Below are 22,042 nucleotides of genomic sequence, written 5' to 3'. Positions count from 1 at the left end.
ACGAACTACCACATTCCGGACTCGATCAATCTCCGCGCATGGCATGGGAGGCTGCAATGGAACACCAATTACCGCCAGAGCGGTATTCTAAAAACGATATGGACGAACTATGTAGAAGTTTGACTTTTCGCAGAGTCCGGAATGGCGTGGTGCGCCTTCTCGGTTTAAGCTGGACAGGGCCATCACTATCGGAAATCGCTCACCGCTTAAAACCCAATCAAAAAGCGTTGGTCCATTATGACAGCAGTGACTTGTCAAAAGTCTGGGTTGCCCACCCAGACCGCCCCACCGAACAAGTTGAAGCTTTTGCTACCGATCCAAACTATCAAAATCATTTGACGCTATTTGAACACGAGTTGGTACAAGCCGAACTGAAAAAAAAACGTCAATGCTATTCTGAGGCTCACGCGCGACAGGCCCTTTTAGAAATCCACACAGAAATTCAGGAAATCTACGAACAACAAAAAAATCGTTCTGGATACAAAAAAAGCAAAACTAACAAAAAATCAGAAAAAAAAGCACTGAAAAATAAACGCTTAAAAAACACTCACAACAATTCGGTATCACAAGCCTCCCTGTCAGTAGGAAAATCTGAAAGGGCAATTACTCCATTGGAAGATCTTCCACCGCCTATAACCTATCCAGTAGTGAAGCTCATAAACAAGGGCAACCAACATGAGTGAAAATATCGACGAAAAACTTAACGCCTTCGCTAAGATTGTAGTCTTATTCCCCTCGTATGAGAAGGCAATAAAAAAAATATTACACAGCGTACACACATCAACGGTTCGTGGAGCACCCAGCAGTGTATTACTCTTGGGCAATTCTGGCACGGGAAAATCAACAATATGCGGGCACTTATTGAATATAATTGGGCAACCCATTGACACCCTTGAAACACATGGCGAATTTCAAAAGGTCCCTGTACTTCTTTGCCCTATCCCCGCCGACTGCACGATTAACAGATTATCAGTTAAAATTCTAGACCAACTTGGAGGCATCGCAAAGAACACCCGAGACCAAATACTTGAATCTCGCATAATCGCTAGACTCAAAACATGCCAAGTCGAGGTCATAATCTTTGATGAGTTTCATCACCTTCTTGAAAAAGGAGCAGACAAGTCCCGCGAGAAATTGTGTAACTGGGTAAAAAATCTCATGAACAGCACGCTTATCCCAATCATTTTGGCCGGCACGCCAAGCTGTGAGGAAATCATAGATAAGCATCCACAACTGGCAAGACGCTACCCGTACCGAGTTCGCCTAAAAAACCTTGGGTACAACTCAGAATTCAAGGCACTTTTCACTACCTTAATTGGTGAAATGGTAAAAATTGGCACACTCCGCACAGATTCTTTCATCATGGGAGAACAGGCCCTCAGAACATTCTATGTCATCAGTGGCGGCAATTTAGATGCACTTTGCATTTTACTGTTAGAGATTTTTCAACGATCACTGAACAACCCAGAAAATACCATAACACGAGAAGACTGCGTCGACGCCTTTGATGAGTTAGACATCCCTTGTTGCTTTCCCACGCAGGACAATCCGTTCACCCTGGACTCACATGCAATTCACAACTTGATGAGTAAGTCACCATGCTGAGGCCTTTATGCTTTGTGGCCAATCCGTTTTTTGAGGAAAGCCCAAGCAGCGTACTAACGAGGACCGCCTTGCATAATGGATACTCCTCAATTCTCAACATGAGCGCAGACCTCCAAATTACAGAACGCACTATGGGGGAATGGATCCTAAATGACGGCATGATGTGTGCGACGTTTTGCAAGGCAGCGCCCAACCTTCAACAAGAGTTGAAAGAATGTTTTTACTTTCAATCCCAAAAGCCATTAGGCAGATCAGATGACGTCATTGTCCAGGGAATGCGTGTGCCCTGGATGATGTTAAGGCGACCACAAGTGTTTTGCCCAATGTGTCTTGAAGAGGGTTACACACGCTACATCCAAGATATCGCTGATTTTAAGTATTGTCCCTACCATGCTGCAGAATACTTAAGGAATTGCCCGGCGTGTCAACGCCCCTACAAATGGCGAAACTCAATTGATAGCTTGTGCCGATGTGGCTACGATTTTCGAAAATCGCCCGTCACCTTAGGTGATAACAGTTCAGCAATCCAATTGCTTCAATTATTCCGCACGCAGAATCAAGAGATATTCAACAGAACGATCGCAGCATTAAAATGCTTAAAGCCCCGCAATCTTGACACCATGCGCAACTTTGACTTCATGGCCCCAGCATTGCAAATCGGCTTTAAAAGTGAGGAAACTTTACACCACATTTTAACTGGTGACCTCGAAACCTATAAACAGCTGCATCCGATAGCGATATTTCACCCTTGGCTTACATCTGAAAACGAATGGATGCAGGCAACTGCCAGCGAGTTATACTCACAACTTCGGTGGGAAAAGAGGCTATGCGCGACTGATTGTTGCTGCAGACAACTTGGTCTCACCTCCTCTTTCTTTCACAAAAATCTTTCAATGTCAGCCACCGTCTTATCTGAAGCCGTTACTGGTGGGAAATTAAAAAAAACCCATTCTGGAGTTTTAAACTACTACTCATCCCAAAACATGTGTGACTTCGTGGATGGCCAACTTGAAAAAATAAAAATAAAAGCCAAGAATAAAAATGGCTATAGGGCCAGATTTCATCATTTGAGCGACGTCGTAAATATACTACACATCCCCAACAACCCGCTGAAAGCCCTAATAAAAATCGGACTGCTCGGGCAAACAAAAAAATTGAACAAAAGGGTCACACTCATATCAAAAAAGCAAACAAAAACCTTCAACTCAATTTACATAAGCAGCGCGGCACTGGCTATAGAGCTCTCTCTTACAGCCAGGCAATTTACAATGAAAAAAATAATAAAAAGCCTTAACATCGAATCCATCGAAATCAGTGTTCTCACACGTGACAAAACAAATATTTACCCAAGAAAACTATTAACACCCGAGATCAAAAACCAGATAATTGTTCTAACCAAATCAATTACCCGTCAAAAGACAAAAAAAACCATTAGACTAAGGGTGCAGAGCATTGCAAAACAACTAAGTGTAAAAATCTCTACAGCATCCTGCATGATAAAAAACCCGCAGCATTTTGTAAAAAATATAGCTCACATACAGCATCTCCCTAACGACGACCAGCCAACCGCATTATTGAAAGAATTTAAAAAATGGCGTGACAGCCATTATACCATACCTGAAATAACTAAACTGTTACACACTACACCAAGAGAATTCAACATTCGATTCTTCAGAAAAAAGCCAGCATGCCTTGAGAACATCCTTCAAGAGACGTTTTATGATAAGACCATATTAAATAAAATACGTATCAACACTGAAAAATATGTCAATATACTAAATGCCTGCTCCCTTGGTAATTTCTCCGAAAGCCAAATAACTAGAATGGTTAAAGCCGGATTAATTCGGAAACTTCGGTGTACGAACCATACACTTTCAAGTTGTATTCTGCTGTATTACACCTCGGACATCTTAGCCTGCAAGCACGGCCTCCGCAACGCTCGAAATATACTTTTATAACTTCCCTCATTTGCATCTACCAGGCCAAAATTTCCCGCACTCTGATGATGGGACGAGGCGCATTTACGCCTCATAATCAGACGCCCCTTATAAGCACACCGCATAACTTATCCGATTCAATCTCGACTCAGAGAATATAAAAATTCGCTTCAAAATGAAAAAAACGTCAACAAATTCACAATTTGCTGACACTGAAATTCAAACTAATGACACCAATAATTAAGCAACTGCTCTAGAGCGTTGGCCAAGTTCACAATTTAATGAGACTGGTCGCTAGGATTGGTTCACGGATCTGAATCTATCACGGAGCTTGTCATCACCATGAACCAACCCGCTAACGATCTGCCTGATATGCAAATCGACACGTCCCTCACCTCCCCTCAGGGATCGGCCGCCGCTCAGCGCGCACTGGACTACTACCTGAAACCGGCTGGTTCAGAGGAACAGGTCGAGTCACGTTTCTTTGATGTAAACCGTAATATCAGCAGCGAGGAGGCGCTGGTCCATGCCTCGGACCTGCTGCGTTGCGCTGCTGCAACAGCGCACGAGTCAGCCAATCATTTGCATGGGGCAAGTCGGGACCTGGCGTTTTCGACGGTGCATATGATCGACATGGCCAAAGCCATGGTGGATCGATCATTGGAAAGACATCAGAACGGTTGAAGCGAGGGTGTAAAAAGAGAGGACTGGAAAGAGTTTTCCAATCGCGCAGATAAAATCAATTGACTTGCAAACGAGAATGATTATTATTGCATCAGCTGGTCGCGAGATCAGTCGATGGACCAAGGGACCTTAGGTCGGTCTCCTGGACTATCTCCTCATCAGGCTAATCACGGTTTTTGACCCGGCTTTTTGCCGGGTCTTTTTTTGCCAGTTTTCTGGCTTATGGCTTCAGGCTAATGAAGTCTGTAGGTGCCGCAAATTCGATGGCGCGGATGATATCAAAAGAATATTTGTTGGCAAGAGAAGCCTTTGAACATTGGGGCAAAGTAATGCCAAATAGCACTTGAGAGTCAATCGCACAATCTCTAAGCTGCGTCGGCGTCAAGGACGACGCCCCCCCCGTTTCAAGCCCATATTCCCGTCATCCGCTCTGCACGTCCTGGCGATCATCGATCGCAAAGTCCTCAGAAATCAGCCCACCACAGTAAGCCACGAACCAAATCTTCGGCATGGCGGGTGAACCGATTTATCTGCGCTCCTAACCCCCTTCTCTTGCGTGTAAAGTAGCCGCCATAAAAACTTTAATCAGGAACCCTGACCGTGGCTAAAACTCTCGACATCACTGCCAACTTCGACAGCGGCAACATCCAGGTGATCGATGTCAGCGACCCGCTCAAGCCGCTGCTGGCCATGCGACCCGATACCAAAAGCAACCACTTTCAATGGTTCCACTTCAAGGCCAGCGGCCTGCACGTCGGCCAGGAGCACTGGTTTCGTCTGAACAACGCCAGCCAGTCTTCGTACAACAAAGCCTGGGATGGTTATCAGGCGGTGGCTTCCTACGATCACGTCAACTGGTTCCGCGTACCGACCATCTTCGAAGGCGACTGCCTGCGCTTCTGCCTCGAAACCACGCAAACCCATGCCTGGTTCGCCTACTTCGAACCCTACAGCCGTGGCCGCCACGACTGGCTGATCGAGCAGGCACTGACCAAGGCCGGCACCGAGCTGCTGGCCACCGGCAAGAGCGTTGAAGGCCGTGACATTCAACTGCTGCGTAAAGGCACCGGTGCCGACGGCCGCCGCAAGGTATGGATCATTGCCCAGCAACATCCGGGCGAGCACATGGCCGAGTGGTTCATGGAAGGCGTGATCGAACGCCTGGAAAAACACGATGACCCGGTGCTCAACAAACTGCTGGCCAGCGCCGACCTGTACCTAGTGCCGAATATGAACCCGGACGGCGCTTTCCACGGCCACCTGCGCACCAACGCCATGGGCCAGGACTTGAACCGCGCCTGGCAGAGCGCCAGCGAGGAGATCAGCCCGGAAGTCTTTTTCGTACAGCAGCAGATGGAAAAGTACGGCGTCGACCTGTTCCTCGACATCCACGGCGATGAAGAAATCCCCTACGTATTCACCGCCGGTTGCGAAGGCAATCCGGGTTACACGCCGCGGATCGCAGAACTCGAAGAACACTTCCGCAGCCATCTGAAGCACCTGACCAAGGACTTCCAGACCAAGCATGGCTATACCCGTGACGAGCCGGGCAAGGCGAATATGACCCTGGCCTGCAACAGCGTCGGGCAGAAATTCGACTGCTTGTCGCTGACTTTGGAAATGCCGTTCAAGGACAACAATGATGCACCGAATGCGCTGACAGGATGGTCAGGGAAGCGTTCGAAGCAGTTGGGCAAGGATGTGTTGACGACGGTGACGGATATGATTGGGACTTTACGCTAGCACAAGTTTAAAACATGGCCTCAAGGAGGCCATGTCCGTTGCAGTTAATCAAATGCTACTTCGGTACCACAATTTCTAAATACACACTTCTTTTAGAAAGTGTGCCTTTCGCATCAACGCCTTCGACGCTATATCTCCCGGTGGTCGCTTGACGGCCTTCTAGCAGAAAGTTTGGGTTGACCGAAGTAGCAACTACCGGTGGAAGTCCCAACGTCTTTATTATTTTATACTCAACTGCATCAGGTATCGGCGCCCAAGAAAACTGAATGCTGCCTTTACCTGGAATTCCTTTGAAGTTTTCAGGTGCTAACTCTTGAAACTGGGGTTTTGGTGGATAAGGCGGCTCATAAGAGGCCATGCGGTATTTTTGCTCTGTCCACTTTCTTGCCATATCGGCATCAGCCCAATTACCCTGGACGGGATCACCAGGCTCCCAGCCTATCAATCCTGAATAATACATTTGCTTGTCCAAACATTGAGCACTTTTCATATATCCGTTTGCATAGCCCCGACGATCGCCAGCGCAATGAAGGCCACCGACGTTGTGGCCGATTTCATGAGGAAAAATCCACCTACGTGCAACCGAACTGATGGAGATTCTTCCAGGCATGAACGCTTTTCCCCTTGGATAGCCACAACATACATAAGAATCAGTTTCAACGAATAGGGCTATAAGGTCTGCCCCGTTATCTTTTGCCGCTTTGCCAAACAACCCTCGCATTTGCCCTAATGTTCCGCCAGTCACTTTAAGGCTCTCTTCATGAATTACAGTCTTGGCCAACCTCAGGGAAATGTCGTTAATCCGGGCGTTTCGAAGTGACAAATTTACAGTTTCCAATCTTGCTCGAGCATCAGCGTTAAGATCTCGATCAACAACCAAGGAATTAACCGCGCTTCGGGCATAGACCGCTAACACGTCAATAACTACAGGAGCACGTGGCGATACTGTTTTATCTTCCGGTGAGGTCGAGAACTTCACTTCACCCTCTTCGCCCCCCTCGACAACATCATCTCGCAAGGGTTCATCATCGTCTGGCGGTGAGGGCACGAAGGTTCGTTCTCCGTTTTTAGTGAGCTTCACCACTCCATCTTTACCCGGGCCTCCAACGAAGGCAAAATGGCTCCCGTCCGGTGAGCGAACATCGATCAGATACCCCATTGAGTTATCTTTCATTCGCAAGTTTCCACTTACAACCTGATAACCATCACTGTCATAAGACGCCGACTGCTCAAATACTCCCGGCCCGATCAAGTCGGCGTACAACTCTACGGGTGTCTTACCGGCAAAATTCTCGATTACTCGTGTTTCCATCTCCCCAGGATCAGACGGCGGGTGTGTACACCCAACAAGTAACCCCGCCAGCGAAACACTGCAAGCCGCAGGTACAATCCATCGCCCCCACTTCAGATCTGAAATCTTGAACATAGCGTTTCTCCAGAAATGGCACATTCAATGTTGATCGACTGGTCCCATCCGGAGCCACTGCAGTCTTTGAACATTAAACGTACTATTTCCGGAAAGCGTAACTGCAAAGTTGACAGGTTGACAAACTGGTTTCAGGTTGAAAGCAAGTGCATTTTTTGTATCGGATCAATCACGATCCTTCCCCCGCAACATACTCTCCAACACCCCATCACGACGCACCCAACCGTGAAACAACGCCGCCGCCAAATGCAACAGCACCGTCAAAAACAGCAAATACGCCAGATACCCATGAGCCTTGCGCAGGAACGCAAACACCTGCGCATTCGCCGGCACAATCGACGGCAACTGCAACGAAGTGCTGAGCATCACTGGTTCGCCCGACGCCGAAATCATCGCCCAACCGAGCAACGGCAAAATCAGCATCAAGGCATACAGCAACACATGCGACGCCTTGGCTGCCAGCGCTTGCCAACCCGGCAGGTCCGCCGGCAATGGCGGTTGCCGGGTAGAAAAACGCACGGCCAGGCGCACGATCACCAGCAACAGAATCGCAACGCCCAAGGGCTTGTGCAGGTGGATCAGCCATTCATGGCGTTCGGACACCGAGGCGACCATGCCTGCGCCTATAAACAGCATGGCGACGATCATCAACGCCATCAGCCAGTGCAGCAGGCGCGCCAGGGGAGCGAAATGATTGGGTTGAGTGCTCATTGCTGGGCCTCCTGTTTGGCGGCGGGCAATTGGCTGACTTCGCTGGTGCGACGCAGGTAGGAATTGGCGTAACCGGCTGAACGAGCGGCGAGTAACGGGTCGTCGGAGCCTTCGATGCCGGCAGGCAGCACCAGCGGGTCGTAGTTGATGTCGCGGCACTCACCGTTGAGTTGTGGCTGAGTTTTTTCCACCACCAGCGTGCCGGCATTCAACACCTTGCGCCCCTCGGGCCAGGCCTTGCTGGCGTCGTTGACCGGGTCGCCGGGGTTGGCCAGGGTGATGTTCAGTTGCCAGCGCAGAGGGCCTGCGGCTATGCGTTGCACCAGGTCTTTTTCGAGGAAATCGCCGCCCTCCGGTGCCGCGGCGCCCGGAGCGTCCTGTGCCACTGGCACCATGCTCCAGCGTACCGCTTGGCGCTGCCCGGCGGCGTTGACCAGATAAAACGCATTGACGCTGTTGTAGGTTTGCGTCACGTAACTGGCCGAGGGTTTGGCGGTCTTGATCCAGGCCAGGAACGGTGCAGCTTCCGGATGCGAGCCGAAGAACGCCGGCACCGCAGCGGGGTCCGGTTTACCGGTAGCGGGAACGGGCGACTGGGCCTGCTGCAATTGATAGAACGCCTCGGGTGTGCCCACCGGGAACATCGGCATGCTGTTCATCCCGGTGCGCCATTGCTGGCCGTTGGCCTGAGTGAAGCGCAACGCCAGGCTGCGGATCGGCACTGCGCTATCCGGCGCGTAGGGATTACCCGCCGGCAAGGCGAAACGACCGACCACCGGCGTGCGCGCCTCATTGAATACCTGCGCGGTGGAATAACTGCGTGCCTCGCCGCTGCTCTCAAAATGGCCGATCACGCACACGCCTTTGGCATGATTACGCCGGAATCCGGGATGCACGCCGTTGTTGGTCTCCAGCACATTGACCAGCTTTTTCGGCGTCAGGCGCTGTGGGTCAAAGGTGCCGTTGACGTAGGCAAAGGCCCCGGCCACTGCGGCGACGACCACGGCAATGCCCGCCAGACGCAACGTGAGGCTGGCGGCGCTCAAGGGTGGCCGGGTGGGCGGTGATGATCGATCTACCATGAAAGACTCCAGGGCCATCGGCCACAAGTGAGAAGAATCAGGCAGACGAACCGCACAACGGTTTATTCCTTCGTGCGGTATTTATTTTTTCAGGCGTGGAATAACCTCCAACGCCAAGCGTCTTCCTGGACCAAGCGTAGTACTGGCCGAAAATTCATGAACGATATCGACGAACAACTGAGAGAAATCATTCCCAGGTTGCGCCGCTTCGCCGTATCGCTGACGCGCAATTCCAGCAGCGCCGACGATCTGGTGCAGTCGTGCCTGGAGCGCGCGCTGTCGAGCTGGGGCGACAAACGGCCCGAAGGCGACTTACGCGCCTGGCTGTTTGCGATTTTGTATCGACAGTTTCTCGATGCGCACCGGCGCTCCCGTCGGTATGCGCGAATGCTCGAATTCTTTACCGGGCGCGATGATGCGCAGCCTTCGGTGGAGCGCACCGTGATCGCCCAATCGACCCTCAACGCCTTCGACCAACTGCCCACCGAACAGCGCGCACTATTGCTCTGGGTATCGGTAGAAGGCCTGAGTTACAAAGAGGTCGCCGAGATTCTCGACGTACCCACCGGCACCGTGATGTCCCGCCTGTCCCGGGCCCGCCAGGCCCTGCGCCAACTCAGCGATGGTGAAATCACCCGCCCTGCTCTGCGGAGACTCAAATGATCAGCATGCCCCAAGCGAGCGTGACCTGCACGCCTACGTCGACCACCAACTCAGCGAGGACGACCGACAGCTGGTGGAGACTTTTCTCGCCAGCAATCCGCAAATTTCCGCACAGGTTCGCGCCTGGCAACAGGACGCCCAGCAACTGCGCGCGGCCCTGAGTGGTGCCTTGCAGCAACCGGCCAATCCGGATCTCGATCCGGCACTGATTCGTCAGCGCCTGAAACGCCAATCCCGACGCCACCTCGCCAGCGCCGCGGTGTTGCTGATTGCCGTCAGCGTCGGCGGGTTCAGCGGTTGGCAGGCCCGGGAAATGACCCTCGCGAGCCCCCCGCTTCCGATGACCGACGCCCTGCAGGCCTATCGCCTGATTGCCCAGCAAGGGCTCCTGCCGGCCGACTATAAGACCCGCGATGACGGCGACATGCAGGACTGGCTCGACCGTTATTTCATCCAGGCCAATCGCTTGCCCGACCTTGCCGGCGCCGGATTCAAACCGGTGAGCGGGCGCTTGCTCAGCACCGAGCAAGGGCCGGCGGCGATGGTGGTTTATGAGGACCAGGGCGGACACAAGATCAGCTTCTACGTGCGTCCACCGGGACCGAAGAATTTCCTGTTGCCCAGGGGCAGTCGCAGTGATGGCGGGTTGCAGGCCGAGTATTGGTCAGGTGGCGGCTACAACTATGCGATGGTCAGCCCGACGGATACCCCGGCGGCGCAGATGCTCAGGCAGACCACACAGTTCTGACCACCCCCTGTAGGAGCTGGCTTGCCAGCGAAAGCGGTGGATCAGAAACACGTCTTTCGACTGGAAGGCCGCCTTGGCTGGCAAGCTTTTCTCCTACAGACTTTTCCCACCTCTGGTTACACTATGCCGCCGCGGCTCGGGGAGCCTGAAGATCACGGGGTGACATCACAGTGTCCGTTCGACCGCCTAACCGTTCGCGACTTACACCGCGCTGGCCATCGTTGCGCCGCCTCTTCGGCAGGGCATCGACGACGTCGACCAGCAGCGCCGCGAGTGGCCGGGTCATCCATGACTACTTTCACCACAAGGCCCATTCCCAGGGTTACACCCTCAGCCTCAGCCAGCAACGCGTGATCGAGTGCATGGCACAGTACGCCTCGACGCTGCTGGGTGCCGAGGCGAAAACCTTGCCGGGTCTTTACCTGCATGGCGCAGTGGGCCGCGGCAAGAGCTGGCTGCTCGACGGTTTCTTCCAGGCCATCCCCCTTGCGGAAAAACAGCGCCTGCACTTTCACGAGTTTTTTGCCAGGTTGCACCAGGGGATGTTCCGTCATCGCGATCAAGCCAATGCGCTGACGACCACCCTCGATGAATTGCTGTGCGATTGCCGGGTGCTGTGCTTCGACGAGTTCCACGTCCATGACATCGGCGATGCGATGCTGATCACGCGGCTGTTCAAGGCATTGTTCGGCCGTGGCATCCTGCTGCTGGTCACCTCCAATTACCCGCCGGAAGGCCTGTTGCCCAACCCGCTGTACCACGCGCGTTTCAAACCGGTGATCGACCTGATCAACACGCGCATGCAGGTGATGGAAGTCGGCGGGCCACACGACTACCGCAGTCAGGCCAGAACCCACGCGCAACAACTGTTTACCCAGGGCCAGTACGTCTGGCCCGGCACGCAGGCGCAGCGTCAGGCATTGAAACTGCTCGCCTTCGATGCGCCGGCCGTTGCCCTGACGGTCGGCACGCGCCATCTGTCTGCACGCTACTGCGAAGGACGCACCATCGGTTTTACCTTCAGCGATCTGTGCGACCACCCTACTGCGGTCATGGATTACCTGGAGCTGTGCCGGCGCTTCGATCACTGGATCATCGACGAACTGCCCAACCTGGCCGACTGTTCTATTGCCGCTCAGCAGCGCTTCATCAATCTGGTGGACGTTTTGTACGATCAGGACAAGCACCTGATATTGCTCGGCCAGCGCTCGTTGCGTGAAAGCCTGGGTGGCGATGCCATCGACCTGGCGCGAACGCGGAGTCGGTTGGGGCAGTTGGTGGAAGTGCGGGAACCCTAAGTTTTGTGGTGCGACTGCAACCGCTATCGCGAGCAGGCTCACTCCCACAGTTGACCGAGTTGTCTCAACGAACGCGGTTCAATGTAGGAGTGAGCCTGCTCGCGATGACGGCCTGACAGACAACACTTTTTTCCCGCTATCATGCCGCCCATTCCTTCGATCGATAGCGGACCCGTCCATGCACACCCTTGCACAACTACGCGCCGGCACGTTGACAGGCATCACTCGCCTGGACCTCAGCTGCGGCCTGACCGAGTTTCCCCGGGAAATCTTCGACCTGGCGGACACCCTGGAAGTGCTCAACCTCACCGGCAATGCCCTGAGCAGCCTGCCGGATGACCTGCATCGACTGACCCGTTTGCGCGTGTTGTTCTGCTCGGACAATCTGTTTACCGAACTGCCCGCTTGCGTAGGCCGCTGCACCGCACTGACCATGATTGGCTTCAAGGCCAACCGCATCGAACACGTACCCGGTGATGCGCTCCCCCCAATGCTGCGCTGGCTGATCCTCACCGATAATCGCATCGAGTCCCTGCCGACCGAACTGGGTGAGCGCCCGCACCTGCAAAAACTCATGCTGGCGGGAAATCGCTTGCAGGACTTGCCCGAGAGTCTACGCAACTGCCATCGACTCGAGTTGATCCGCATCGCCGCCAACTGCCTGACCGAGTTGCCTCAATGGCTGCTGTCGCTGCCGAGCCTGGCCTGGCTGGCCTACGCCGGAAATCCGCTGGAAACCGAAGCCGCCCTCGAAGCAACCGCAAGCATCCCTTGGCCGCAGCTGCGTCTGGAGCAGCAACTCGGTCAAGGCGCTTCGGGCGTGATCCATCGGGCCACATGGGTAAAACCTGACGAAACTGCCACAGCCGTTGCCATCAAGCTCTATAAAGGCGAAATGACCAGCGACGGCTCGCCGTTGCACGAAATGAACGCCTGCATCACCGCTGGCATTCACCCCAACCTGATCCGCGTTGAAGGGCAGATTGTCGATCATCCGCAACAAACCGCCGGGCTGGTCATGCAGTTGATCGAACCGGACTTTCGCAACCTCGCCGCGTTGCCGAGCCTGGCGTCCTGCAGCCGCGACGTCTACGCCGACGACACCCGTTTCAGTGCCGATGTCGCCCTGCGTATCGCCCGTGGCATCGCGTCGGTGGCCGGGCACCTGCACCACCAGGGCATCACCCACGGCGACCTCTATGGCCACAATATTTTGTGGAACGAACACGGCGATTGTCTGTTGGGCGACTTTGGCGCGGCGTCTTTCCATGCCACGGCGGACAGCCTTGAAAGCCGCGCACTGCAACGGATCGAAGTACGAGCGTTCGGGATTCTGCTAGGGGAATTGCTGGAGCGGATTGATGCGGGGTTGAGCGATGAGAGCCGTTTGCGGCTGCAAGCGTTGCAGCAGCGCTGCTATCAGCCGGATGTGCTGGCGCGGCCGGGGTTCAGCGAGATTGTTCGAGCGTTGGAAAATCTGTGACCGCTTCGCGGTCATTCGCGGGCAAGCCCGCTCCCACAGGTTCTTTGGTGTACACAACATTTGTGAACGACCGAGACCACTGTGGGAGCGGGCTTGCCCGCGATGAGGGTGTCACTGAAGAAACAGATTAACCCGCCAACCCGACAAACATGTCCTGCACATCGTCATGGTTATCGAGGCCTTCAAGGAAGGCTTCAACTTCAGCCATCTGCTCGTCGCTCAGGCCGCTGACCGGGTTTTTCGGCTGGTAGCCCAGCTTGGCCGACAACACAGTGAAACCTTGCTCTGGCAGGGCTTTCTGTACCGCATCAAGGTCGGTTGGCTCGGTCAGGAACAAGGTCGCGCCGTCTTCACCCGGCTCGAAATCCTGGGCGCCGGCTTCGATGGCGGCCATTTCCGGATCGGCATCCGGGGTGTCCGGCGAGGCTTCGATCATGCCGACATGGTTGAAATCCCAGGCCACTGAGCCGGAAGCGCCCAACTGGCCCTTGCGGAACGCAACGCGGATTTCAGCGACGGTGCGGTTGATATTGTCGGTCACGCACTCAACGATCAGCGGCACCTGATGCGGAGCAAAGCCTTCATAGGTCACACGATGGTATTGCACGGTTTCGCCCAGCAAACCCGCGCCTTTTTTGATGGCGCGATCCAGGGTTTCCTTGGGCATCGAAGCTTTCTTGGCCTGTTCAACCACCAGGCGCAGGTGTGCGTTGGTGGCGATATCAGCACCGTTGCGCGCAGCAATGGTGATTTCCTTCACCAGTTTGCCGAAGATCTTGCCCTTGGCATTGGATGCCGCTTCTTTGTGTTTAACCTTCCACTGTGCGCCCATTACTCACTCTCTTATCTGTGGCGCCGAGACATCTATTGGCCGACGCATGGCGCCAAGTTTATACGGCCTAAAGTTGGCAATCGACCAAAAATTCTCGCCACCAATCGACATCTTCACCAACCGTTGTAGGGCGATTCTGAAACTTCGATTTGCGATGACTACAAAGTGCTGTGGTTTCGTACCCTCTTCGCCCCGTAATCCATGACAGAAGCGCATTCGATGCACAACGACAAGGAAAGTCCCTTCACCCTGACCCTCCTCGACGACGACTTGAGTTTGCAGGTGGTGCAATTCAGCGGTCATGAGGCCCTCAATCAACCCTATCGATTCGACATCGAGGTGCTCGGCCTGGCCCCGGCCCTACCCCTCGAACGCTTTCTGCAACAACCGGTGCTTCTGAGCCTGGGGCACGGTCCGGGTATTCATGGCGTGCTGAACAGCGTCAGCCGCGAACATCGTGGGCCACGCCGGGTCGCCTACAAACTGGTGCTGGTGCCCGCACTGCAAGCGCTGGATCGATACCGATCCCGACGCGTCTTTGCGCACCTCAGCGTGCCGATGATCCTGCGCCAGTTGCTGGTGGAACATGACCTGCCCGACAGCAGCTATCGCTTTGAGCTGCCGACCGGGCACTATCCCCTGCGGCCATTTTGCATTCAGTACGACGAAACCGACCTGGCCCTGCTGCAACGGCTGTGCGAGGAAGAAGGCATTCACTATCACTTCGAACATTATCGCGACGCTCATGTTCTGGTTTTCGCCGAAGATTGCTTAAGTTTTCCGCAAGAACCGCTGATGATGCCATTCGATAGCGATGCGCCCGACGCAGGCAACCCACCGACAATCAGTGAATTGTTCCAGCGCCATGACGCGCCCTCTATGTCCCAGCGACCAGATACCAGAAACCGTGGTGCAGAGGGGCATGACGACAGAGCGGCCAATCACCCCTTTGCCCAGACAATGCCGCCCGTGCCCCGGCCCCCTATCGAACAGTGCCATCGCGACCAACTCGCCCGCCGGCATTTGGAGCGCCTGCGTTGCCAGCAGGTGCAAATCCACGGCCAAAGCAATCACGACCAATTGCGCAGCGCGAACATCGTGCAGGTGGCTGAACATCCGCGGCCGGGGTTCAACGATCAATGGTTGGTGACTGAGGTGCGGCATCAGGGGCGACAGGGATCGATTCTGGCGTCGGATACGTCCGACCTACTGCCGCGCTACCGCAATCAGTTCACCGCCATTCCCTGGTCGACGGTGTTTCGTCCGCGGTTCAAGCAGACCCGACCGAGCATCCCCGGCTATCAGCTCGCCCGGGTGTGTGGCCAGGTCGGGCAACCGACGACGCTGGATGAACGAGGCCTAATACAAGTCAGCTTATGGCCCGCGCCGGACGCTGATCCCGAGGACTTCGAGGGCCTCTGGATACCGATCGCCCTTGCTGCGTCGGACAACCGTATCGATCTGTCGCAGTTGCCACTGGCCGGCAGCGACGGGCTGGTCAGTTTCCTCGATGGCGACGCCGACCGACCGGTGTTTTGCGCAAGCCAGGGGGAACCCCACACGCCTGCGCCCGTCCGCTGCCGGGAGCCGCGCAGCGATACCCGTCTGCTGCTCGACTGGCTGACCAAGCCCACGGACACTGATTGATTAGTCGCAAGCTGCAAGCCACAAGCTTGAAAGCTTGAAAGCTTGAAGCTCTGAGCCTTGGCTCAGCCCTTATCAGCCTTGCCGGCCGCCGCGGCGAACTTCGCCAGGCGCACATCCAAGTGCCGTGGCCTGCGCCCGTGATCCTCGGCGCGCTCCTTGCGGCGAATGGCGTTGCGTACCATCAGCGAGCCAAGGTAACGAATCGGTTCCGGCGGGAAAAAACCCAGGGGCCCGTTCACTAGCGGCGAACGGGTCCAGGCGTTGTCGAGGCCCAGGACCATAGACGCGAGAATCTGCCCGCCCATGTGGCACGGCCCGACCCCACTGCCGGAGTAGCCGAATCCGTAGAACACATTGCCACTGGCACTCATTTGCCCGAAGAACGGCAGGCCCGTGACCGAACGGTCTGACGGCCCGTTCCACGTCGCCTCGACCTTGACCTCGGCAAAGGCCGGGAAAAAATCCGCCAGGCTGTTTTGCAACAGACCGGCATAAGGCGACGGCTGATCGAACACCGGCAACATGCGGCCGCCATAGGCGAAGGTGTTGCCGCCCTTGCCGAGCATGATCCGACCGTCCGGGGTGTTGTGGTAGTAGTGCACGAAAATCCGCGAATCGAGCACGGTCACGCCGCTGGTCAAACCGATTTGGTTGAGCAGCCCGGGCCGGGGTTCGGTGATCAGCATGTCGCTGGAAACGATTGCCACACTGCGTTCGAACCGCGGGAATGCCCGGGCCATCCACGCATTCATCGCCAGCACCACCCGATCCGCCCGAATGGTGCCGTTCGCGGTTTGAATGCCCGCAGTCTTGCCTTCCTCCAACCCGGTCATGGCGGTGTTTTCATGAATTCTCACCCCCAATTCCAAGGCGACCCGGCGCAAGCCGCGCACCAGTTTTCCCGGCTGAACACTGGCGGCAGCCGGGGAAAACCAGCCTTCCAGGTGTTTACTCGAGCCAGCCATGCGCTGCACGTCGGCCACTGGCCGCTGGGTGAACGAGTTGATGTCGTTGCGCTCAAGCGCCGCAATCACGGCATCGGTCGAGCCCACCTGGGCGCGATTGGTGGCGGTGTAGAGGGTACCGTCGAGGCGATAATCGGCGTCCACCGCGTACTGCTCGCAGAAGGCGCCGATGGCGTGGATGCTGCGCTCGGATTCCTTGACCAGTCGCACCGCTTCTTCGACGCCGAACAGTCGTTCAAGGGTGAAATACTTGGCCGACCACGACAATGCACAGCCACCATTGCGCCCGCTGGCACCGGCGCCGCAGATGTCCGCTTCGATCAGCAGCACATCCAGTTCAGGGTTCTGCTCCTTGAGCATGATCGCAGTCCACAACCCGGTGTAGCCGCCGCCGACGATGCACACGTCGGCGCGGGCATCGCCTTGCAGTGGCGGACAGGTTTCGCACGTTTCAGCCTTCAGGGCCTGGTCCAGCCAAAAGGGTCTCATGGGGTTGATCTCCGGTCAGATGCCCACACGCCGACCTGCCGCAAGCGCAGCAGGCGGCAAGGGCAGGGTTCAGGGTGCAGGGTTCAGGTACGCAGGGGTTTGACGTTCATCGGCCGGTTAGGCACGAATGGATAGTTGGTTCGCAGGCCACCGGGGCGGCTATTCCAGTGCGGGATCAGCACCAGCGCGGAGAACATCGCGCAGCCGGCGAAGACAATGAAAACGGTAACGGTGTCGAAGTAGCCCGGCAGCAACCCGCCGAGAATCGCCCCGACCGAGCCGCAGCCGTTGACGAAACCCGCCGCCGTGGCGCCGGCCTTGGCAGTGCCGAAATCGATGGCGGCCGCGCCGCTGATCATCGAGTCCGGCCCGTAGAGCGTCAGGCCCATGACAAACAACAGCGCCACCACCAGCATCACGCTACCGGTATGCAAGGCCCCCATGAAGAAGGCGAGTGACACCGTTAGTGCCAGCAGGCTGAGCACACAGGCCGGCATGCGTCGAGCGCCGAACAGTTTGTCCGAGGCCAGACCGATCATGATCGGCCCGAGCAACCCGGCCAGTTCGAACGCGGTGGGAATGATTGCCGCGCCCACCTTGCCCACCTGTGGCATCTGTTCGAAAACGATCACCGGCCCCCAGAGCAGGATCGCGTAGCGCGCCGGTTTCAGCATGAAGTAAGCGAGGCCGAGAATCAGCACGGTCCGGTTGCGCAGGATTTCCTTCAAAGGTTCCAGGACGCTGATCTTGCTTCGGGCGTACACCTCTTCAGCGCTCAACTCGGGTTCCGGCTCCACTGCCGGCAAGCCCACGTCTTCGGGTTTGTTACGTTGGAAAATAAAAAACAGCACGGCGACCAGCCCAACCACCGCCGCACTGGAAATGAACGCCGCATGCCACGAGCCGATCAGCGTGTACGCCCACCATCCGGCAAACGGTGACGCCACCAGACCGCCAAAGGCGTAGCAGGAGCTCCATAGGCCCAGCACCTGCCCGCGCTGCTGAGCGGGAAAGAAACTGCCAAGGTTCTTGCACAGCCCCGACCATCCCGTGGATTGCGCCAGGCCCTGAATCAGCATGCACGTGGCGAAGATCGGCAACGTGGCGAAACTGCCCATCACCAGCGCGGCGGCCGCGGAAATCAGCAATCCACCGAGTACTACAACTCTGGGACCGAAGCGGTCGGCAAGAATGCCCCAGGTGAACTGACCGATGGCGTAAGCGGTGAGGTAGATGGCGTCGAGGTTGGCCATGGCCATTTTGTCGAGCATGAACGTCGGGTCTTCGCCTATGCCGAGTTTGGCAACGGCAAACGCTTTGCGGGTGAAGTAGAAAGCGGCGTAGGCGAGCCAGGTGATCGCGAAGATCTGCACGCGCCAACGCTTGATGGTGCCGATGTGCTTGTTCATTGTGGTTCTGACCTCAGGGTGTGAGTGTGCCGGCAGAATTGGAAGAAAACGCCTGTGTTTTTATTGTTGAGCACTGCGAAATCGCCTTGTCCCTGTGGGCGATTGCGGTCAGATGAGTCCTGCTGTTGCACGCACAGGCTCATGGCACCCGCTGCTGTCGACTGACCCGTCAGCGGGGCTGAGGTGGATAAAAACAATTACTGATTAATAAGTGAAATCGATTTATCGTATTTCCAATATAAGCTCAGCTTGTTACTGGAGGTCTCGATGTCGGTTTCCCACGCCCAGCTCAAAGCCTTTCACGCGGTGGCCGTCTACGGAAGCTTCACCAAAGCCGCCGAGCGACTGTTTCTCACGCAACCGGCAATTTCCGATCAGGTGCGCAAGCTCGAAGAGCGCTACGGGGTATTGCTGTTCCACCGCAATAAACGTTCGGTACGCTTGACTGATTTGGGCGAGCGTTTGCTCGGCGTCACCCAGAAACTGTTCGTGATCGAAGCCGAGGCTCAGGAGCTGTTGCAGGACTCCCAGGCGTTGCAGACCGGCAGCCTGATTCTGGCGGTGGATGCGCCGGTTCATGTGTTGCCGCAGATCGCCCGCTTCTGTGAGCGTTACCCCGGCATCAGCGTGAAGATCGAAACCGGCAACACCGATGAATCGCTGTTCCGGCTCTTTAACTATCAGGCCGATCTGGCGTTGCTGGGCCGCGAAGTCAGCGACGAACGCCTGATCTCCCTGCCGCTGCGCAATGACCCGATGGTGGCGTTCGTGTCACGCAATCACCCGTGGGCCGACCGCGAATCCATCTGCCTGGCGGACCTCGACGACACGCCGCTGGTACTTCGGGAAATCGGCTCGGTGACCCGCCAGACTCTGGAAGAAGAAATGGCCGGCGCAGGGTTTCGCGTCCGTGCGGCGATTCAGGTCGAAGGTCGCGAAGCTGCGCGTGAGGCGGTGGTGGTGGGGATTGGTGTGGGGGTGGTTTCGGCGGCGGAATTCGGTGCCGATTCGCGGGTGTGCGCGTTGCCGATTACCGACTGCAAACGGCGGTTGACCGAGACGCTGGTGTGCTTGCGCGAGCAGAGTTCGCGGCGGATTGTGGCGACGTTTCTGGAGATGGTGCGCGAAAGCCTGGTGTAAGCAGGTCCGGCCTGTTCGCGGGCAAGCCTCGCTCCTACAGCAATCGCGTTGCCCTGTAGGAGCGAGGCTTGCCCGCGAAGGCCGCGCCGCGGTCTATCAGGCTGGCGCCAACCCGAAAAATGCTTGAATCAAGCGCAAATCCCGCCGCCGTTCCATGCACCCCATCATGTGCCGATTCACCAACCCTTCGCCAATGATCGGCACCGCCGCCACCCGCGGATCGTGGCTGACTTCAACCGACGACACCACGCCCACCCCCAACTCGGCCGCTACCGCCTCGGTCACCGCTTCGCGACTGTCCAGCTCCAGCAGTACCCGTGGGTTCACGTTGGCCTGAGCGCAGGCCTCATCGAACGTGCGCCGGGTGATCGAGCTCGGCTCACGCAGCACCATGATCACTTGATCCAGTTCATTGAGCGGCACGCCTTTGCTTCTTCGCGCCCAAGGATGGCCCTCGGGCACCAGCGCACAGATACGTGACTCGCTCAGGGCTTGCAAATGCAGGCCCTTGCGCGGCTCGACTTCGGTCAGCACCGCCACGTCGGCATGCTCGGACAACAAAGCCGCGAGGGTCTCCTGGGCATTGCCCAAACGCAGGTTCACGGTGATCCCCGGATAACGTGCGCGCAGGCTCGCCAGCATCGGCATGACCATGTGCGGCCCGTCCGCCGCCACTTCCAGACGCCCGGTGAGCAATTGCCGGTTGGCCTCCAGCATCACCTGCGCTTCTTCGGCCAGACCGAACATTGCCCGGGTGATGGCCGCCAGTTTGGTGCCCTCCTCCGTCAACTCCACCCGTCGCGCAGTGCGGCGCAACAGGGTGATCTGGTAGTGCTCCTCCAGCGCCTTTATGTGCCCGGTCACCGCCGGCTGGCTGATGAACAGCCGCTCGGCGGCCCTGGTGAAACTGCCCTCGCGGGCCACGGCATCGAAAGCGCGGAGCTGAAACAGGTTCATGAATAACTCTCACTGATGGCTGGCATAACAATAAACAATTTGATTGATAACTCGGCAAATTGCAATTTAAGCCCCGTAGCTTCAGCCCATCGATTGCGAGGACACGAGAATGAGTACTGCCGCCCCCATCCTGCTCACACCCGGCCCGTTGACCACGTCGGCCCGCACCCGCCAGGCGATGATGGTCGACTGGGGATCATGGGATGACCGCTTTAACCAACTGACCGCCAGCCTCTGCGAACAACTGCTGGCGATCATCAATGGCGCCGCCAGCCACCACTGCGTGCCCCTGCAAGGCAGCGGCACGTTCGCGGTGGAAGCGGCCATCGGCACGCTGGTGCCTCGCGATGGCAAAGTCCTTGTGCTGATCAACGGCGCCTACGGCAAACGCTTGGCGAAAATCTGCGAAGTGCTTGGCCGCTCGTTCAGCACCTTCGAAACCGCCGAAGACGAACCGACCACCGCCGCCGACGTCGACCGCCTGCTGCGGGCCGATGCCGGCATCACCCACGTTGCCCTTATCCACTGCGAAACCAGCACCGGCATCCTCAATCCGCTGCCGGAAATCGCCCAGGTCGTGGCGCAACACGGCAAGCGCCTGATTATCGACGCCATGAGTTCCTTCGGCGCGCTGCCGGTAGACGCGCAACGAGTGCCGTTCGATGCGCTGATCGCTGCTTCCGGCAAATGCCTGGAAGGTGTGCCGGGGATGGGGTTTGTGTTCGCTCGCAAAGAGTCTTTGGCAGAAGCCGCCGGCAATTCGCATTCGCTGGCGATGGACCTGTTCGACCAGCACAGCTACATGGCCAAGACCGGTCAGTGGCGCTTCACACCGCCGACGCATGTGGTCGCGGCGTTGCATGAAGCCTTGCTGCAATACAACGAAGAAGGCGGTTTGCCGGCGCGGCATGCGCGTTATGCCGCTAACTGTCAGGCACTGATGGAAGAAATGGCCACACTGGGACTGAGCAGCTTCCTGCCGGCCGCGATCCAGGCGCCGATCATCGCCACTTTCCACGCCCCGAAAGACCCGCGCTACCAGTTCAAGGAGTTCTATGAACGGGTCAAGGCCAAGGGCTACATCCTCTATCCGGGCAAACTGACCCAGGTCGAAACCTTCCGCGTCGGCTGCATCGGCCATGTCCAGCCGGCCGAAATGCGTGAAGCCGTAGCGGCCATCGGCGAAGTACTGCGAGAGATGGAAGTCCTCGAAATCTGATCTA

General features: G+C 56.4%; 19 protein-coding genes. 12 read left to right on the top strand and 7 right to left on the bottom strand.

Features of this window, described 5'->3' with window-relative positions:
• Nucleotides 1–56 precede the first annotated feature (56 nt).
• The 5 genes from CES87_RS22340 (at nucleotide 57) to CES87_RS22320 (ending at nucleotide 5,969) form a co-directional block, all read left to right on the top strand.
• Nucleotides 57–683, top strand: a complete 627-nt coding sequence (locus tag CES87_RS22340; RefSeq protein WP_128607814.1) for a hypothetical protein — start codon at nucleotides 57–59, stop codon at nucleotides 681–683.
• Nucleotides 676–1,605 carry a TniB family NTP-binding protein gene (locus CES87_RS22335; RefSeq protein WP_128607813.1) on the top strand — a complete coding sequence of 310 codons (930 nt, stop codon included), beginning with the start codon at nucleotides 676–678 and terminating at the stop codon, nucleotides 1,603–1,605. The genes CES87_RS22340 and CES87_RS22335 overlap by 8 nt, the downstream gene beginning before the upstream one ends.
• 98 nt (nucleotides 1,606–1,703) lie before the next feature.
• Nucleotides 1,704–3,563, top strand: a complete 1,860-nt coding sequence (locus CES87_RS22330) for a hypothetical protein (RefSeq protein ID WP_128607812.1) — start codon at nucleotides 1,704–1,706, stop codon at nucleotides 3,561–3,563.
• A 321-nt stretch (nucleotides 3,564–3,884) separates the two neighbouring features.
• On the top strand, nucleotides 3,885–4,226 hold the full coding sequence (locus CES87_RS22325) for a DUF6124 family protein (RefSeq protein ID WP_128607811.1): 342 nt from the start codon (nucleotides 3,885–3,887) through the stop codon (nucleotides 4,224–4,226).
• Nucleotides 4,227–4,820: 594 nt separating this feature from the next.
• The gene (locus CES87_RS22320) at nucleotides 4,821–5,969 is read left to right on the top strand and encodes a M14-type cytosolic carboxypeptidase (protein ID WP_128607810.1); all 1,149 of its coding nucleotides are present in this window, start codon (nucleotides 4,821–4,823) and stop codon (nucleotides 5,967–5,969) included.
• A gap of 55 nt (nucleotides 5,970–6,024) precedes the next feature.
• Here the strand turns inward: CES87_RS22320 and CES87_RS22315 are convergent, their stop codons facing one another.
• The 3 genes from CES87_RS22315 to CES87_RS22305 form a co-directional block, all read right to left on the bottom strand.
• Nucleotides 6,025–7,395 (bottom strand): hypothetical protein, encoded by a 1,371-nt coding sequence (locus tag CES87_RS22315; RefSeq protein WP_128607809.1) that lies wholly within the window; start codon nucleotides 7,393–7,395, stop codon nucleotides 6,025–6,027.
• Between the two features lie 165 nt (nucleotides 7,396–7,560).
• Complete coding sequence (locus tag CES87_RS22310) at nucleotides 7,561–8,106, bottom strand: cytochrome b (protein WP_128607808.1); 546 nt, start codon at nucleotides 8,104–8,106, stop codon at nucleotides 7,561–7,563.
• Nucleotides 8,103–9,188 carry a catalase family peroxidase gene (locus tag CES87_RS22305; RefSeq protein WP_128607807.1) on the bottom strand — a complete coding sequence of 362 codons (1,086 nt, stop codon included), beginning with the start codon at nucleotides 9,186–9,188 and terminating at the stop codon, nucleotides 8,103–8,105. Before CES87_RS22305 ends, CES87_RS22310 begins: the two co-directional genes overlap by 4 nt.
• A gap of 156 nt (nucleotides 9,189–9,344) precedes the next feature.
• On the opposite strand from CES87_RS22305, the gene CES87_RS22300 reads away from it, so the two are divergent.
• From CES87_RS22300 to CES87_RS22285, 4 genes are all read left to right on the top strand, one after another.
• Nucleotides 9,345–9,851 carry a sigma-70 family RNA polymerase sigma factor gene (locus CES87_RS22300; protein WP_128607806.1) on the top strand — a complete coding sequence of 169 codons (507 nt, stop codon included), beginning with the start codon at nucleotides 9,345–9,347 and terminating at the stop codon, nucleotides 9,849–9,851.
• Nucleotides 9,811–10,599 carry an anti-sigma factor gene (locus tag CES87_RS22295; RefSeq protein ID WP_128607805.1) on the top strand — a complete coding sequence of 263 codons (789 nt, stop codon included), beginning with the start codon at nucleotides 9,811–9,813 and terminating at the stop codon, nucleotides 10,597–10,599. Before CES87_RS22300 ends, CES87_RS22295 begins: the two co-directional genes overlap by 41 nt.
• A 170-nt stretch (nucleotides 10,600–10,769) precedes the next feature.
• The gene (zapE, locus tag CES87_RS22290; protein WP_128607804.1) at nucleotides 10,770–11,897 is read left to right on the top strand and encodes a cell division protein ZapE; all 1,128 of its coding nucleotides are present in this window, start codon (nucleotides 10,770–10,772) and stop codon (nucleotides 11,895–11,897) included.
• Between the two features lie 178 nt (nucleotides 11,898–12,075).
• Entirely contained in the window at nucleotides 12,076–13,380 is a 1,305-nt protein-coding gene (locus tag CES87_RS22285; protein ID WP_128607803.1) for a leucine-rich repeat-containing protein kinase family protein, read from the top strand.
• Nucleotides 13,381–13,507: 127 nt separating this feature from the next.
• Here the strand turns inward: CES87_RS22285 and CES87_RS22280 are convergent, their stop codons facing one another.
• A complete protein-coding gene (locus tag CES87_RS22280) occupies nucleotides 13,508–14,212 on the bottom strand; it encodes a YebC/PmpR family DNA-binding transcriptional regulator (protein WP_128607802.1) in 705 nt (234 codons plus the stop codon).
• 219 nt (nucleotides 14,213–14,431) lie between these two features.
• Between CES87_RS22280 and CES87_RS22275 the strand changes: the two genes are divergently transcribed.
• The gene (locus CES87_RS22275) at nucleotides 14,432–15,859 is read left to right on the top strand and encodes a type VI secretion system Vgr family protein (RefSeq protein WP_128607801.1); all 1,428 of its coding nucleotides are present in this window, start codon (nucleotides 14,432–14,434) and stop codon (nucleotides 15,857–15,859) included.
• Between the two features lie 62 nt (nucleotides 15,860–15,921).
• On the opposite strand, the gene CES87_RS22270 is transcribed toward CES87_RS22275, so the two are convergent.
• Nucleotides 15,922–17,313: an FAD-dependent oxidoreductase gene (locus tag CES87_RS22270; protein ID WP_128607800.1), complete on the bottom strand. Its 1,392-nt coding sequence runs from the start codon at nucleotides 17,311–17,313 to the stop codon at nucleotides 15,922–15,924.
• Nucleotides 17,314–17,396: 83 nt separating this feature from the next.
• A complete protein-coding gene (locus CES87_RS22265) occupies nucleotides 17,397–18,722 on the bottom strand; it encodes an MFS transporter (protein ID WP_128607799.1) in 1,326 nt (441 codons plus the stop codon).
• A gap of 267 nt (nucleotides 18,723–18,989) precedes the next feature.
• On the opposite strand from CES87_RS22265, the gene CES87_RS22260 reads away from it, so the two are divergent.
• Complete coding sequence (locus CES87_RS22260) at nucleotides 18,990–19,862, top strand: LysR family transcriptional regulator (protein ID WP_128607798.1); 873 nt, start codon at nucleotides 18,990–18,992, stop codon at nucleotides 19,860–19,862.
• Nucleotides 19,863–19,958: 96 nt separating this feature from the next.
• Here the strand turns inward: CES87_RS22260 and CES87_RS22255 are convergent, their stop codons facing one another.
• Nucleotides 19,959–20,819, bottom strand: a complete 861-nt coding sequence (locus CES87_RS22255; RefSeq protein ID WP_128607797.1) for a LysR substrate-binding domain-containing protein — start codon at nucleotides 20,817–20,819, stop codon at nucleotides 19,959–19,961.
• 109 nt (nucleotides 20,820–20,928) lie between these two features.
• Here CES87_RS22255 and CES87_RS22250 point away from each other — a divergent pair, with 109 nt between their 5' ends.
• On the top strand, nucleotides 20,929–22,038 hold the full coding sequence (locus CES87_RS22250; protein ID WP_128607796.1) for a 2-aminoethylphosphonate--pyruvate transaminase: 1,110 nt from the start codon (nucleotides 20,929–20,931) through the stop codon (nucleotides 22,036–22,038).
• Nucleotides 22,039–22,042 lie beyond the last annotated feature (4 nt).

Origin of the sequence: Pseudomonas sp. ERMR1:02 (assembly GCF_002277815.1) — a bacterium.
In the GTDB taxonomy this organism is placed as follows: Bacteria; Pseudomonadota; Gammaproteobacteria; order Pseudomonadales; family Pseudomonadaceae; genus Aquipseudomonas.
Note: the sequence above shows the minus strand (reverse complement) of the source record. Positions and strands in the feature narration are given on the sequence as shown.

Excerpts from the sequence above, each read along its gene's own strand:
- CES87_RS22340 (WP_128607814.1), top strand. The coding sequence starts at position 57 with ATGGAACACCAATTACCGCCAGAGCGGTATTCTAAAAACGATATGGAC.
- CES87_RS22335 (WP_128607813.1), top strand. The coding sequence starts at position 676 with ATGAGTGAAAATATCGACGAAAAACTTAACGCCTTCGCTAAGATTGTA.
- CES87_RS22330 (WP_128607812.1), top strand. The coding sequence starts at position 1,704 with ATGAGCGCAGACCTCCAAATTACAGAACGCACTATGGGGGAATGGATC.
- CES87_RS22325 (WP_128607811.1), top strand. The coding sequence starts at position 3,885 with ATGAACCAACCCGCTAACGATCTGCCTGATATGCAAATCGACACGTCC.
- CES87_RS22315 (WP_128607809.1), bottom strand. The coding sequence starts at position 7,395 with ATGTTCAAGATTTCAGATCTGAAGTGGGGGCGATGGATTGTACCTGCG.
- CES87_RS22310 (WP_128607808.1), bottom strand. The coding sequence starts at position 8,106 with ATGAGCACTCAACCCAATCATTTCGCTCCCCTGGCGCGCCTGCTGCAC.
- CES87_RS22305 (WP_128607807.1), bottom strand. The coding sequence starts at position 9,188 with ATGGTAGATCGATCATCACCGCCCACCCGGCCACCCTTGAGCGCCGCC.
- CES87_RS22300 (WP_128607806.1), top strand. The coding sequence starts at position 9,345 with ATGAACGATATCGACGAACAACTGAGAGAAATCATTCCCAGGTTGCGC.
- CES87_RS22295 (WP_128607805.1), top strand. The coding sequence starts at position 9,811 with ATGGTGAAATCACCCGCCCTGCTCTGCGGAGACTCAAATGATCAGCAT.
- CES87_RS22285 (WP_128607803.1), top strand. The coding sequence starts at position 12,076 with ATGCACACCCTTGCACAACTACGCGCCGGCACGTTGACAGGCATCACT.
- CES87_RS22280 (WP_128607802.1), bottom strand. The coding sequence starts at position 14,212 with ATGGGCGCACAGTGGAAGGTTAAACACAAAGAAGCGGCATCCAATGCC.
- CES87_RS22275 (WP_128607801.1), top strand. The coding sequence starts at position 14,432 with ATGCACAACGACAAGGAAAGTCCCTTCACCCTGACCCTCCTCGACGAC.
- CES87_RS22270 (WP_128607800.1), bottom strand. The coding sequence starts at position 17,313 with ATGAGACCCTTTTGGCTGGACCAGGCCCTGAAGGCTGAAACGTGCGAA.
- CES87_RS22265 (WP_128607799.1), bottom strand. The coding sequence starts at position 18,722 with ATGAACAAGCACATCGGCACCATCAAGCGTTGGCGCGTGCAGATCTTC.
- CES87_RS22260 (WP_128607798.1), top strand. The coding sequence starts at position 18,990 with ATGTCGGTTTCCCACGCCCAGCTCAAAGCCTTTCACGCGGTGGCCGTC.
- CES87_RS22255 (WP_128607797.1), bottom strand. The coding sequence starts at position 20,819 with ATGAACCTGTTTCAGCTCCGCGCTTTCGATGCCGTGGCCCGCGAGGGC.
- CES87_RS22250 (WP_128607796.1), top strand. The coding sequence starts at position 20,929 with ATGAGTACTGCCGCCCCCATCCTGCTCACACCCGGCCCGTTGACCACG.